Here is a 14,873-nt window from a genome sequence, read left to right on the forward strand (position 1 = left end):
ATTTTGAGTAGTCCAACAAAAAATATTGAGTTTTATTTAGAGCCATCAGACAACGCACGCCTCTCTTCTTTGTGCGGTCCTTTCGACGAGAATGTAAAACAAATAGAACGCCGTATCGGTGTAGAGGTTACTCACCGTGACAATTGGTTCAAAGTCACGGGCCAAGCGGTGCAAATTAAAGCCGCGATGGATATTTTAAAGACACTCTATGTTGATACCGCCCCTGTTCGCGGTGAAATCAAAGAGATTGAACCTGACAATGTTCATTTAGCAATTACTGAGTCAAAGTGTTTAGAGCAAGATACACCAAACGCTTGGGATAAAGAAGTTTACATAAAAACCCGCCGTGGTGTCATTAAGCCTCGTAATCAAAACCAAAGTCAGTATGTTGCTAATATCTTAATGCACGACATTTGTTTTGGTGTTGGCCCTGCTGGTACCGGTAAAACCTATTTGGCTGTGGCCGCAGCCGTTGATGCATTAGAACGCCAAGAAATTCGTCGTATCTTATTAACACGCCCTGCGGTTGAAGCAGGTGAAAAGCTTGGCTTTTTGCCTGGTGATTTAACACAAAAAATAGACCCATATCTACGCCCTCTTTACGATGCCTTGTTTGAAATGCTCGGTTTTGAAAAGGTCGAACGCTTAATTGAAAAAAATGTCATTGAAGTTGCGCCTTTAGCCTATATGCGTGGTCGAACACTTAACGATGCATTTATTATTTTGGACGAGAGTCAAAATACCACTGCAGAGCAAATGAAAATGTTCTTAACCCGCATTGGCTTTAATTCCAAGGCGGTGATCACAGGTGATATTACACAAATAGATTTACCCAGAGGTGCGCGTTCAGGACTACGTCATGCAATCGACGTATTGGGTGATGTTGACGAAATATCATTTAACTTTTTCAAATCCCACGATGTTGTTAGGCACCCTGTGGTCGCTCGTATTGTCGAAGCCTATGAGAAAAAAGAAGAAGCTGAGCGTAAAGAAAAAGCCGCAAAAGAATTAGCGCGTCATAACGCAGCAAAGTCGGACTAAGAGTTACTATGAGCATTGAATTAGATTTACAAATTGCCTGTGAGTTCGAGAATTTACCCTCTCACGAGCAGTTTGAACTTTGGGCGAGTAAGGCACTACTGCCTTATCACGAGAGCCCAGAGTTAACCATTTTAATCGCTGACGAAACACAAAGCCAAGAGCTCAATAGCCAATACCGAGGTAAAGATAAACCAACGAATGTATTATCGTTTCCTTTTGAAGCTCCTCCTGGTATAGAATTACCACTTATTGGCGATTTAATTATTTGCCCTCAAGTGGTTAAGCGTGAATCTATTGAACAAGAAAAGCCTTTCCACGAACATTTTGCACACATGGTGATCCACGGGTGCTTGCATTTATTAGGGTTTGACCATATAAATGAACAAGACGCGATAGAAATGGAAAGCCTTGAAAAAGAATTTCTAGCCGAGATAGGGATTTCAGACCCCTATCGCGATGATATTTAAACGATGGAGTAAGACATAGTAATGAGCGACGATAACTCGCATAGTAGCCAGGGTTCTTCTAGCAAAACCTGGTTGGGACGCATCACTCAGATGCTGCAAGGGGAACCCCAAAACAAAGAAGAGTTGGTAGAAGTCATAGCTGATGCTCAGGAACGTGATTTAATCGATCCTGAAACAAAAGATATGATGGAAGGTGTATTAGGTGTCTCAGAACTAAAAGTTCGCGATATCATGATCCCGCGCTCACAAATGATCACGCTCGATGTAGATGAGTCGTTAGAGCAGCAATTACCTAGTATGGTTGAATCATCGCACTCACGCTTTCCTGTGATCTGTGAAGATAAAGATCATGTAGAAGGTATATTGCTGGCTAAAGATTTATTACCTCTGATCTTAAATAAAGATGCAGCCTTACCTGGTATTCGAGAATATTTGCGCCCAGCGATTGTCGTACCCGAGAGTAAACGCGTTGACACGTTACTCAATGAGTTCCGTCAAAAGCGCTATCATATGGCCATAGTTATTGATGAATACGGTGGTGTATCAGGCTTAGTTACTATCGAAGATATTCTTGAAATTATTGTTGGCGAAATCGAAGATGAGCATGATGATGACGAAGAACAACAAGATATTCGTCAATTATCAAAGCATGTATATATGGTGCAAGCGCTAACACCCCTTGATGAATTTAATGAGTTCTTCAAAACGGGTTATGATACTCAAGAAGCTGATACGATTGGCGGGATTATTCTCCATGCTTTTGGCCATATGCCAAGTAGGGGTGAAACAATTGATATAGACGGCTTGCAATTTAAAGTCACTAATTCTGACAATCGTCGTATTATTCAACTACAGGTCAGCGTACCCAAGACCGAGCATGTTGAACAAGAAACTGAATAAACTCGTTACCCTTTCTAAAGATTTACGCGCATGGCTTGCATTCTTTGCAGGCCTATCGCTGACCTTTGCTTATGCGCCATTTAACCTCTGGCCTCTCGTTTTTGTAGCCATAGCTATTGCCTGTTATTGCACTGACGTTCAATACTCAAAACAAGCAGCTAAATATGGTTTTATTTTTAGCTTTGGCTGGTTTACCGCAGGGATAAGCTGGGTGCATGTCTCTATTTCACAGTTTGGTGGGCTACCCTTGCCAGTTTCACTATTACTTATGGCGCTATTGTGTGGATATTTAGCATTGTTTCCAACACTTGCGTTTTTATGTGCACATAAGTTTAGCCGAGCACCATGGCAACGCGTATTTTTACTCATTAGTGGTTTTGCTATTTTCGAATTTTTTAGGGGCAAGCTACTAACTGGTTTTCCATGGCTCAGCTTTGGCTACACATTAACAGACAGCCCGTTTAATCGCCTTGCCCCCCTTATTGGCGAAATGGGCTTAACGCTAATGTGCGTATTGCTCGGCGCTTGTTTATATGCGCTCGTCACTGCTCGGCAATATTTATTATCTACCTTTACTGTAATCGCCGTTTCCTTGCTATTTTTGCTTAGCCACTTTGTACAATCACCTTCGTATAATCACAAAACTATTACAACGCTGTTAGTACAAGGTAATATTCAGCAAAGCCTGCGTTGGGAGCCTGAACAATTTTGGCCGACTATGTCAAAGTATCGCGATATGACGCGCGTTCATTGGCAAAACACTGATTTAGTAGTTTGGCCTGAAGCTGCGATTCCTGAAATAGAAGACATCGCATACCCTTTTTTAGAAGGGCTAGACAAAGCTGCGGCTTTTAATAATACCGCGGTTATTACGGGTATTCCTGACTACCAATTTAACACTAAAACCGTATACAACACCCTTATAGTATTAGGTAAAAAGAATAACGATGATCAAACTGGGCATTACCAATACCTGCACCCAAACCGATATCAAAAACACCAATTACTGCCTATTGGAGAGTTTGTTCCTTTTGAAGAGCTATTGCGACCGTTAGCCCCTTTATTTAATTTGGCAATGTCATCCTTTAACCGTGGTGAACGCGTACAAACAAACCTTATTGCTAATGGGCTGAATATCCTACCGGCTATTTGCTATGAAATCGCGTTTAGTGAATTAGTGCGAGACAATTTTACAGAAGAGTCTGATTTACTCTTCACTGTCAGTAATGATGCATGGTTCGGCGACTCCCACGGACCCCATCAGCATATGCAGATTGCGAGAATGCGCGCACTAGAACTACAACGTCCATTAATACGCGTCACCAACAATGGAATTACCGGTGTATTTGACCCAATATCAAAAATTCAAACCTCTTTGCCACAATTTACCGATGATGTGTTAAAAGTAGATGTTAAACTCATTAGCGGTATTTCCCCATTCAGCCAACATGGTCAAACACCAATGTGGTGGATTGTGATTGGTATGTTAATCAGTGTGATTTTAGTCAATGCAAAGCGGCTTGTAGCCGCTAAGTTAGAACAACACTTTTTGTAGTAGGAATCAAACAACACAGTCGAGAGCTTTACACCAAAGCCTCTCGACTTAAAAGTTATTGAGGGAGAGAGAAGAACCCAAGACGGTTTAACTCATCTCCTTTAAATTTGAGTGGATCTTGGATACGACATGCCCCGTTATCTCGAATAAAGTTCAAAACATCCGCCACATCATCATCTTTTTTCATACATGCTAGTGGGATCATATTCCGAATAATATCACTCGGCTGAAATTGCCACTGCTCATCTTCTGATATGAGTTTACTCTGTTGATACACAGCATAAGCGGTCGCTACCGGCGCAGCCCAAGAGGAGTGAAGTTCCCACTCTGACGCATAACGCATACCAAAAACATCAGATATCATTTTAGGTGTGCTATTGGTCACATCAGAGTTAAACCCTTTAATTCCAAAATTTATATACAAGTCTATATGCTCATGCCCACCAAAGTGTTGTTTAAAGTTATTAAAAACGTCCCGCCACTGAACTTTTCCATCATTGTCCAATGGGGAGTCTTGCTCCACTGTTGTGTAAGAAGCGACTCTGACACGGTTATCATAAGCGACCGTATCTAACACGCTACTCACTTCATCAACCCCTCTTATTCCAGCTTGAATACCCAACACATCCGTTGAGCTAAACATCACATCGTATACAGGTTTAACCGCCAATAATAAGGAGGTTGCTTCACCACTTTGCAACGTACCTTCACACTTATTATTAAAGGCATTCGTTACATGATCTTGTGTGTAACCGCCTGAGAAGTTTACAAAATTAACACCATACTTATCAATCGCGTTTGCTTTAAGAGAATCCGCTGCACTTTGCATATACGACAGCAATGCATTGCTATCTTTATTGCACATTAAATCACTGTGCTGCAGAAATGGTAAAAAGCTCGCAGTGTCAACTAACACAAATTCAGCTTTAGGAATATGCTCCGCCAAATACCCTAGCACCATAGTGCCATGTGTCGCATATATCATATTGGTATCGGGATCAAAGATGTCACTAGGTACCTTTTCTGTATAAACCTTCGCAAGCTCCTCTAACCATTTAGCAGGTATAAAGCCCGGAACCATCGCACCATTTTGATTAGGGTCCTCAAAAGTAAAGGTATCTAGTTGTGACATCAACTGTTGACCCACTTTAGTCACTTTAATACTAGGGTTGCTTTCAATAAACGCCTTATTTTGCACATCATACTTAAGGTAGGCTTTAATTCGACTGCGATAACGCAAAATAGCTTGAAACTCCATCCCTGCATCCAATACCATAATCGTTTGCTTATTATCCGTTCGTACTTCATCAAAGCTGCCATTAGAAAAAGATATGCTTTCAACCGTACACAGCTCATGTTGTTCAGTGATACCTACATTACAATCAACCGCTTCATCACTAAACCATTGCTTTTTATCTGAAATATAACCTTCACTTTGAGTTTTAAGTGCCTGTAAAGAAATCATCGGATCTACCGGTTCCGGCTCTGGTGGCACTACAGGGTCTGTTGGTGGCACTACAGGGTCTGTTGGTGGCACTACAGGATCTGTTGGTGGTACTACAGGATCGGGCAGCTCTGCTACAGGAGGCTGTGGGAGTTCATTATCAGATGACGAACCGCACCCAAAAAGGAAAATACTTGAGGCTGCACCGAGGGCGATTGCAGCTGTTCTAAGTTGTAACTTTATCATAGGACTCCTTCCACATTAAGTTCACTCAGTGATAGACAAATTTTCATGAATTATTCGTAACTGAAAATGATCAGCTACGAATAATATATATTAACACCTGAAATAATAAAATGTAACAATTGTTATTTATTGTTACTGAGCTAAATATCCCAGCCGGTTCAATTCATCTGAGCGATGCTTAAGGGGGTCTTGAATTCTGCATTGATTCGAACCGTTTCGAATAAATTGGTACAAACTCCAAGAGTAATAACCACCATAGTTATAACAATTGTATGAAATCAATTGATTTTTCAGCAAATTAGGTGAAAATACGGCATGAGGGTTGACCTCATAAACTTTACTCTGTGTATTGATTGCATGTGAAGTAACAACAGGCGCTGCCCAAGACGAAGACAATAAAGCCCAGTCGGGAGCATACTGCATGCCAAACATATCAGAAGTCATTTTAGGCGTTTGATTTCGCTGAAAAAAATTAACACGACCATAACCAAAGTTGACGTACATATCTATGCTTTGATTACCATCGAATTCACTTTTAAATTTATCGAACACGTGTTGCCAACCAGAGTCGCCATACACAGAAACATTAGTATCGAAGGTTTCGGTTGTGTAAGGCTGAACTCGAATTCTATTCACATATTCGATAACATCTAATGCGTCAGCATTACTGCTCGTGTCCCTTTTTCCTGATTGAATTCCCAGTGTCTTGGGTGACTCAAACAAAGTTTGATAAACCGGCTTCAAAGACTCCAACAATTTTTTCGCACGAGAGTCTGACAAACTACCGGAACACTCATTTTGCTGCCACGCTTGTTGTACATGTGAACGTGTAAAACCGCCAGAATAATTGACATACTCAACACCATGCTCATCTATCACGTCTGTTCGTAACGAGCTTGCAGCAGTTTGCATATAAGATGAAAGCGCATCATGATCTTTATCACACACCAGTGATGTATGTTGCAAAAGCGGTAAAAAGCTCGCTGTATCAATTAATACAAATTCCGCTCTAGGGTTATGCTGAGCCAAATAACCAAGCACTTTAGAGCCATGACTAAAATGTGTCACTCCAGTCACATGATCAGCTGTATCCGCAGGCGCTGCAGCACCATATGCGAGCGCTAAATCTCTTAACCATGCTGAAGCCAAAAAACCAGGCTTCTGCTGTTGAGTATTGAAATCTGTATATTGAAATTGATCTAACTCAGTCAATAACTTCTTACCCAACTTGGAGATAGCAACACTTGGATTACTCTCAACAAATGTCTGTGATGACACATCATAACTATAATGTGCCTTGATCCGACTGCGATACCTTAAGACACTTGCCAAATCCATGCCTGAGTCCAAGACTAATACCGTTTGACGGCTATCAACGCGTGCTGGATCATGTGCGCCATCATTGAACTCAACATGGGTCGTATCGCACATGGCATGCGTATTTTGACCGCACTGAATACCCTCTTGCGATATCCAGTCAACTGTTTGCGTTACATACTCATCACTGAATACTTTAGTTGGATGAGAAAATGAAAGAGCTGGCAGTGAAGAAGTGCCGAACATCAATGCACTCACTATTGATAACTTAACCATTACTAGATCCTTGTTTGTTAAATAATGCTTGTACGCGCGCGATAGACTCATCAATACTAGAGTTTCTTAGAAAAACTGAGCCAAAAATATTTGCATATATCTTCCGTACCCGATCATGTTGCTCATCACTGTAGCCGAGCTCAGTCATCACTGTTTCAGGATGGTCAAGTACCTGTGCTTCTTCAAACGTATTAATCGAAGCATGCACCAGCTCTTCTAAGTCTAAATCTTGGCGTTTCAGAAATTCTTGATTATCTAAGGCTTGCTGGTCAAGTACTTCAGCCAACTTAACTGTGGTATCATATAGTTGGTACGGTTCCCCCTGATTTGCCAATTCTTCAAGCAGTTTGATTGAATAGACTCGGGCTAAAGCTTGCTCTTCACCAAAGTTCTGCTTCGCGCTTTCTAAATTCAGCAGGGTATTTTTTGCAATGTCGACGGTATTAGAATCTTTTAACAGCTCTTGTAATTCAGCTTTCATAAAAGCAGATGAATTAAATTTTCCAACAGACATTTGCATACGTTCAAAAGCAATTAACATACGCTCTTTTGTATTAACTTCACCACTTTTTGGTAAAGGCATTTCAGCATCGATTTTGTCGCTAATTTTTGCGCCAATCTGCTCAAGCTTGGCTGTATTTGTTGTTATTAAAGATTGTACTGCATTATCATTTTTTTTACTTAGTTCACTATGCTCAACATCGACCATATAATAAAATACGGCTCCAACGAACACTGAAATCGATGCTGCCGATAGAATAATCCTTTTTGTACCCATCCTAAACCTCCAGATAAATGTAACGGAAGGTAAAGGAAACCTGTGTTCCCTTTACCTTTAGAAGGTTACTTACGAATAATTACTTTACCAAGGTCAGCGTGAAGCTGATTCTGCCAAGTAAGGTCACCTACAAACATGCCATTTGCAACAATGATGTGGCTTGCTTTAGCGTCGCCATTTGTCTCAAAGTTGTAAACATCATGCTTGGTGAACTCACGAGTGATTGATGTTACTTCAAGCTCAGTTCCCTGTGCATTTAGCATAGTTTGACCAGCTTTAACATTTTTTGCAGAAATCATAGTACCGTCACCTAACAACATACCGTGATGCTGAGTTACTTTTAGCTCGTTGCCATCTTCAAATGTAAATACATATAAAGCTGGAGTTTCAGGACCCTTAGTACGAGTTTTCATTTCAAACGAGTCTGTACCTAAATCGTTTAAAGTCGCTTCGCCTGATAACGCAACAAGGCCAAATGAGTTATCTAGCTCTTTTGCACGAATATCTTGAATTGAACCATCCTTCAATACACGAATAAGTGTATCTTGCTCAAAACAACCACACTTACATACTGCTGCAATATTTTGGCTAAAAAAGTCAATGATTGGATAGAAGCCATTTGCTTTACCCCAATCAGCGGCGCGACGAGAAATCTTGCCATTATCAACAGCCCAATCAATTCTCATGTGACACTCGCTTTGAGAAATTGGTTGATATACACAACGCCCAGCTATACCCGCATCAACTTGAGCACGGTTAGAGTATGCGGCTAAATCCATCGTTGCACTCGCATTGAATGCAAACAAACTCACTATGGCAGCAAAAAATAAAGATAGTACTTTCATGTTCAGTTCCTTTTTAACTATTAACTAATTTTATTGATGATTTACTTTAAGAGTTACGTTGTTAAACGCAGAGTAACCATATGCGGATATATACCATGTGCCCGCTTTAGGGTTACTAATTACACATGATTCGTTTGAAGTATCTGGATTTTCTGATGCGCAGTCGTTATCTAGCGGCCAAGGTGCAATACCATGCTTAAGATATAGATCTGCATCACCCGTACCGCCAGACAGAGTGACATTTAACCGTGATGTACCCGCTGGAACATCATAAGTGAATACTTTATCTTCATTTTTAGCGCCACTAATAACTTTAACCAAGCCGCCATCATCACCATCTAGCTTGGCGTATACCAACTTGTTAGGTGAACCTTTTACGTCACCGATCACATTTGGCGTTGCACCAGAAGATAAAGCGTTGTCTATTTGAGCTGGGCTTAATGAAGGGTCATTAGCTAACTGCAAAGCAGCAACACCAGCTACATGTGGTGCAGCCATTGATGTACCACTAATTGTACGGGTTGCGCTGTTTGATCCTATCCAAGCCGATTTTATCGAAGACCCAGGCCCAAATACGTCAATACACTTACCATAGTTTGAGAACCCTGAACGACGGTCGCTCGAAGTAGAAGATGCAACCGTGATTGCCACAGGTGTGCTTGCAGGGGAACGCCCACATGCATCAGAGTTTTCATTTCCCGCAGCAACAACAAATGCAATCCCTTTATTAACAGCACTTGTTACAGCGTTATTAACTGCTTGCGATTTACCACCGCCCAAACTCATATTAGCGACAGACGGTCCATTGGCATTGTTAGCAACCCAATCAATACCTGCAATAACACCTGCATAAGTACCTGAGCCTTGACAATTCAACACTCGAACGCCAACTAGGTTTACATTTTTTGCCACACCATAAGCGGAGCCACCGATTGTGCCGGCAACGTGCGTTCCATGGCCATTACAATCAGATGCATTGCCATCATTATCAACGAAGTCATACCCACTGCTGGCACGACCACCAAATTCAGCGTGACTATTCAATATACCAGTATCGATAACATATGCGGTCACACCTGAACCTTGGTTTGGCGCTTCATATTTGTTATTTAATGGTAAAGCTCTTTGGTCAATACGATCTAAACCCCAAACAGGGTTATTTTGTAACATCGAAAAATCTGACTTAATTGGCTGTACAGAAACAACCGCATTTTGCTCTACAAAATCAACATCAGGGTGGGCTAGCAATTTAACTAATTGGTCTGGATTGGCGATAACTGACACACCAGATAAACTTGCTGAATATTCGCGTTGGACTTCAACACCTATTTCAGCGCTGAGTCTATCGGTAACTTTGGCTGTAAATTCTGACTTTGCTTGTTTATCACTGTTAATAACCACTTGTGGCACTTTATAAACAACAATATAACTCTGTTCAATCGCCTTAGTTCCTTCAGCATTGCTATAAAACTCCGCTGCTTGAGCAGAAAACACGGTACCTGTTAGCAGGCTCAGCGCGATAGGCGTAAGTTTCCATTTATTCATGATTTATCCTTATTGTGATTGTTAGATATATGTTAATTACACCCCTCCGAACAAATAGTAATAATCGCTACTACAAACTTCAGAGACAATCCACATGCTCCCTAAATGAGGTGCAATAAAATCCTGACAGATAAAAAAATAAAAATAAACACAAAACAAACAAAAAAGTAACACTGTTTTTATTTAATTAATAAATTCAACATAATAAAGTAAGAATTTTTTCACCATCACATCCTTTTTTCCTAAGTAAAAAATAGTAAAAGCCAATAACCCAACAAATTAAAGCCACAATGAGCATTAATGCGCAAAACAAATTAATTTGAATATAAAAATAATATAACAATCAATACAGGGACATTGTTGAATAATTTATTACTTAGACCACTTGTTGCATTTTGAAGACATATTGATGTGAGTACTTAATTGCAGACTAGAACATTCATTTTTAGCAGTCATGCAAGTGCACTTTGCCCATCAGTCGTAACGCAATAAGCAAAAACAGGTGTTGCTAGTTTATAAGTTACTAAAAATGGCTGTTGGAACACGTTATGATCCGCTATCATAACGCTGATACTTCGTCACAAGTTCTGTGCAAAGCACAAAAGATTTACGCTTAATTTTAAGGTCATTTAGCATAACAAAAATGTCAAAAGGGTAACTTGGTCGTATGCTTCTCACGTTTATTTCGAGGAGGCTCCACACCCGCTTTGCTTCTTGTATCCATTGCTACTCTACTAACCAACTGACACCTTACTCAGTTCAAGGAATTTATCGCTATGTCATTTAGCTCTTTAGGCTTGTGCACCGAGTTGCTCACAGCTATTTCTGCACAAGGCTATACAACCCCGTCACCAATACAACAAAAGGCTATTCCTGCAGTACTTAATTTGAGTGACGTTATGGCAGTAGCACAAACTGGCACGGGGAAAACCGCTGGATTCACGTTACCCGTTATACAACGCTTATCTGATGGCTCCCCAGTGCAAGCAAATCATGTCCGTGCGTTGATCATTACCCCAACCCGTGAGCTTGCCGCACAAGTCGCCAATAGCGTCGAGAATTACAGTAGCCACGTGAATTTGCGTTCTGCAGCGGTATTTGGAGGGGTCAGGATTGAACCTCAAATTGCTGCACTTCAAGCTGGGTTAGACATCCTTGTTGCCACACCTGGCCGTTTGATTGATTTATACAACCAAAAAGCCATTAATTTTGCACAACTCGAAGTATTGGTATTAGATGAAGCTGACCGCATGTTAGATTTAGGGTTCATTGAAGACATTTCGCACATTGTTTCTTTATTGCCAAAAAAGCGGCAAACTCTGATGTTTTCCGCCACCTTTTCACAAGAAATCAAAACACTCGCTAGTAGCATGTTAAATGACCCCCAACTTATTGAAGTAAGTGTTGTAAATAGCACCATAGATACAATTAGGCAAAAAGTACACCCTGTCGATAAAGCACGAAAAAGTGAAATACTGATCCACCTGATAAAAACGAACAACTGGCGTCAAGTCTTAGTTTTTAGTCGCACCAAAAAAGGGGCTGATGAGTTAGTCTCGCAATTAGAACATGCGAACATTCCCGCCGCATCTATTCATGCAAATAGAACACAACATGCTCGAACTCATGCATTAGAGGGGTTTAAAAGTGGTAAAATTAAAGTCCTAGTCGCGACCGATATTGCCTCTCGTGGCATTGATATTGACCAACTTCCTTGCGTCATTAACTTTGAGCTCCCTGATATTGCTGAAGACTATGTACATCGTATCGGCCGTACTGGTCGTGCGGGTACCAAAGGGCTCGCAATTTCATTGGTGAGTACCAGTGAAACAAAACAACTGCTCGTCATTGAACGTATGATTAATCGAACGTTTAGCCAAGAAGTTATTCCTGGATTTGCACCTACTAAAAAAGCCACCGTCGTCAAATATGACGATGATGAATACGGTAATTTCGAAGCTGACCCTACGCCTCGCCGCAATGGTAAATTCTCAGGCCGTAACAGCCGCTCAAATACCACATCGAGCCGTAAGCGCAGAAAGTAATACGCCGTTATTCTATAAGCTTTAATGTATTCAACGTCCTTCAAAACCTTATAGTAAATAGTGTTAATCTCACTTTCATAAACTCATATTGGCTTACACCAGTATGGGTTTATTGTACCTAAATCGTCTTTTATCTCACTCCTACTGAGCGCTTATTACACATTGTTAAAAATCTCTTCTTCAGCCATTCTTATTTTTCTTCTTAAGATAAAAACTAATTAATTAGTTGATAATCTTTTAGGCTATCGCTATAGTACTTAAAACTAATTAATTAGTAGGAAACAAAATGGCCCGCAAAAAATCAACCCAGCTTACCGACAGTGAGCAAAGCATCATGGAAATTCTGTGGCACAAAGAGCAAGCCTCAGTACGTGAAATCACTGCAGCACTCAGTGAAGAAAAAGCAACCGCTTATACGACTGTACAAACCATGTGTAAAATCTTAGCAGACAAAGATTATGTCGACTTTCGAAAAGAAGGAAAGGCATTTATCTATACACCTAAAATTACTCAAAAAGAAGCAAGAAAGGGTGCTCTGACATCCTTGTTAAACAAGTTTTTTGGGGGCTCGCCTGAAGTACTCGCTCAGCATTTAATACAGGAAACTGATATCGAATTAGATGATTTGGCCGAGTTACAAAAACATATTGATCGCGCCGACGATTAATCCGCTTTTCGTTCAATTTACAGCTAATCAAAGGACTTTCAGATGATAGCGCAATATACTCTATTAACCACGTTAGCGTTGCACCACGTTATCATTGGTAGCGTGTTAATCTGCATTTTATTCATACTAAATAAAGTATTGCGCTCTAGCGCAGAAATGCGCAGTTGGGTATTAATGAGTGCTTTTATTACTTCCACCATTGTGCCTATTACTTTACTGTCCACCAGCTCATTATTTGACAACAAAATTATCGATGAACACTCAACCATAAATGCAGACCCTAACCCTATCACTCTTTTACACAATTACGACGTCACGGTGCCAACAAGTACTCATCAATCACTGTGGCATATGCCCAGTGAGATTGTCTTTCAATTCAGTACGATACTAACGTTATTGGTCTGTGTGTGGCTAGTGGGATGTATATGGCGCAGCGTTTCGGTATTACAGTCTTTTATACGCACGCGTCGATTGCTCAAAACATGTCAAGGCATCGAACATGCTCACGTGTGTAACTTAATCACCAACACGCGGGTTAAACTCTACAGCTCAAAACAAGCTGCTTCACCTATGGTTGTGGGCTTAATAAAGCCAAAAATCATTATCCCTAAAAACATTGTGACTCAATTATCAACTGAGCAGCTCACCCCTATCATTTTACATGAGCTAGCACATATTCAACGTAATGATATATGGTTTAACTATCTTCAAGAGTTTATTGCCATCGCTTTTTGGTGGAGTCCTGTCATTCGCATATTAAACAATCGCATTCACATTGACCGAGAGCTTGCGTGTGATTTACGTGCGGTAAAGCAACTCAATAACGACAAACAATATGCACAATCTCTGATTGATTGCGCAAAATTAATGATAACCCAAAACAGGAGCATATTAGCTATGGGATTATTTAACCAAAAAAAAGAACTCAACAACCGTGTTAATGCTGTACTTCAAAGTAAAAAAATGAAGATACCTAACATCATCAGTATTTTAGCGGTTTGCTTTGTTGTATCAGCATCAACCATTAAGGTATCACAAGCATTTGTCCCGCAGGTGAGTATTAGTGATACGCGACAAAACGCCTTACATTATTCATTGCTGCCCCCGACCGAAGGTGAGCAATTAATTGCGGCCGTTATGCGCAACGATATTACACAAATTCAACACCTACAAAATCAAGGCGTTGATATTAACATTCCTGCGATTGGTGATGGTACGGCACTCATTATTGCCGTGAAGCAAAACAATGAAGCAATGGTGCAAGCATTAATTAAATTAGGTGCCAACGTAGATCAATCATCAAATGGCGACGGCAACCCTCTCATTAATGCAGCGATGACCAACAACCTTCATCTTGCTCAACTCTTAATTGATAACGGTGCAAATATCAATGCCGTTGTACGACGCGACGAAACGCCTTTAATTAATGCCACTCGAAGAGGTTTTTTTGAAATGACTCGCTTACTCGTTAGCCAAGGTGCCGATGTGAACTTATCCGTTAAAACGGGTATGTCCGATGGGAATAAAATCCGAAGCCCATTGAATATGTCTCGTGATCAAAAGATCACTGATTACCTGATTGACCAAGGTGCCATCAAATAACGAGGGACGTTATTTTACCACTAGCATATACCCAGTATGTCACTCAAATACTGAGCTGACTTAGCACCCAATTAAATCTAAAGACGAGAATTCTTTTCCTAACTTATGCTTGGGTTCAGCAGACTCGTCTCTAAAAAAAGAGACT

Annotated in this window: 12 protein-coding genes; 7 read left to right on the top strand and 5 right to left on the bottom strand. The window is 40.6% G+C overall.

Going from position 1 to position 14,873, the window contains the following annotated elements:
* The first annotated feature begins 3 nt into the window (after window positions 1-3).
* From J8M01_RS19090 to lnt, 4 genes are read left to right on the top strand one after another with little or no spacing between them, the layout of a single operon-like run.
* Window positions 4-1,041, top strand: a complete 1,038-nt coding sequence (locus J8M01_RS19090) for a PhoH family protein (RefSeq protein WP_211058971.1) — start codon at window positions 4-6, stop codon at window positions 1,039-1,041.
* An 8-nt stretch (window positions 1,042-1,049) separates the two neighbouring features.
* A complete protein-coding gene (gene ybeY, locus J8M01_RS19095) occupies window positions 1,050-1,508 on the top strand; it encodes an rRNA maturation RNase YbeY (RefSeq protein ID WP_211058972.1) in 459 nt (152 codons plus the stop codon).
* 21 nt (window positions 1,509-1,529) lie between these two features.
* Complete coding sequence (gene corC, locus J8M01_RS19100) at window positions 1,530-2,408, top strand: CNNM family magnesium/cobalt transport protein CorC (protein WP_192508215.1); 879 nt, start codon at window positions 1,530-1,532, stop codon at window positions 2,406-2,408.
* Window positions 2,386-3,963, top strand: coding sequence for an apolipoprotein N-acyltransferase (gene lnt, locus J8M01_RS19105; RefSeq protein ID WP_211058973.1), 1,578 nt, complete (start codon window positions 2,386-2,388; stop codon window positions 3,961-3,963). Before corC ends, lnt begins: the two co-directional genes overlap by 23 nt.
* A 55-nt stretch (window positions 3,964-4,018) precedes the next feature.
* On the opposite strand, the gene J8M01_RS19110 is transcribed toward lnt, so the two are convergent.
* The 5 genes from J8M01_RS19110 to J8M01_RS19130 all read right to left on the bottom strand — a co-directional run bounded on the left by J8M01_RS19110 (window position 4,019) and on the right by J8M01_RS19130 (window position 10,414).
* Entirely contained in the window at window positions 4,019-5,653 is a 1,635-nt protein-coding gene (locus J8M01_RS19110; RefSeq protein ID WP_211058974.1) for a hypothetical protein, read from the bottom strand.
* A gap of 132 nt (window positions 5,654-5,785) precedes the next feature.
* Window positions 5,786-7,246: a hypothetical protein gene (locus J8M01_RS19115; protein WP_211058975.1), complete on the bottom strand. Its 1,461-nt coding sequence runs from the start codon at window positions 7,244-7,246 to the stop codon at window positions 5,786-5,788.
* Window positions 7,239-8,024 carry a hypothetical protein gene (locus tag J8M01_RS19120; protein ID WP_211058976.1) on the bottom strand — a complete coding sequence of 262 codons (786 nt, stop codon included), beginning with the start codon at window positions 8,022-8,024 and terminating at the stop codon, window positions 7,239-7,241. The genes J8M01_RS19115 and J8M01_RS19120 overlap by 8 nt, the downstream gene beginning before the upstream one ends.
* A gap of 65 nt (window positions 8,025-8,089) precedes the next feature.
* Window positions 8,090-8,869, bottom strand: a complete 780-nt coding sequence (locus J8M01_RS19125) for a Hint domain-containing protein (RefSeq protein ID WP_210995566.1) — start codon at window positions 8,867-8,869, stop codon at window positions 8,090-8,092.
* A 30-nt stretch (window positions 8,870-8,899) separates the two neighbouring features.
* Window positions 8,900-10,414: a S8 family peptidase gene (locus J8M01_RS19130; RefSeq protein WP_211058977.1), complete on the bottom strand. Its 1,515-nt coding sequence runs from the start codon at window positions 10,412-10,414 to the stop codon at window positions 8,900-8,902.
* A 776-nt stretch (window positions 10,415-11,190) separates the two neighbouring features.
* Here J8M01_RS19130 and J8M01_RS19135 point away from each other — a divergent pair.
* The 3 genes from J8M01_RS19135 (at window position 11,191) to J8M01_RS19145 (ending at window position 14,728) form a co-directional block, all read left to right on the top strand.
* A complete protein-coding gene (locus J8M01_RS19135) occupies window positions 11,191-12,459 on the top strand; it encodes a DEAD/DEAH box helicase (protein ID WP_211058978.1) in 1,269 nt (422 codons plus the stop codon).
* Window positions 12,460-12,745: 286 nt separating this feature from the next.
* Complete coding sequence (locus tag J8M01_RS19140) at window positions 12,746-13,126, top strand: BlaI/MecI/CopY family transcriptional regulator (RefSeq protein ID WP_210995563.1); 381 nt, start codon at window positions 12,746-12,748, stop codon at window positions 13,124-13,126.
* 42 nt (window positions 13,127-13,168) lie between these two features.
* Window positions 13,169-14,728: a M56 family metallopeptidase gene (locus J8M01_RS19145; protein WP_211058979.1), complete on the top strand. Its 1,560-nt coding sequence runs from the start codon at window positions 13,169-13,171 to the stop codon at window positions 14,726-14,728.
* Window positions 14,729-14,873: the final 145 nt, after the last annotated feature.

Source organism: Pseudoalteromonas sp. MMG005 (genome assembly GCF_018101015.1).
GTDB classification, from domain to species: domain Bacteria; phylum Pseudomonadota; class Gammaproteobacteria; order Enterobacterales; family Alteromonadaceae; genus Pseudoalteromonas; species Pseudoalteromonas aurantia.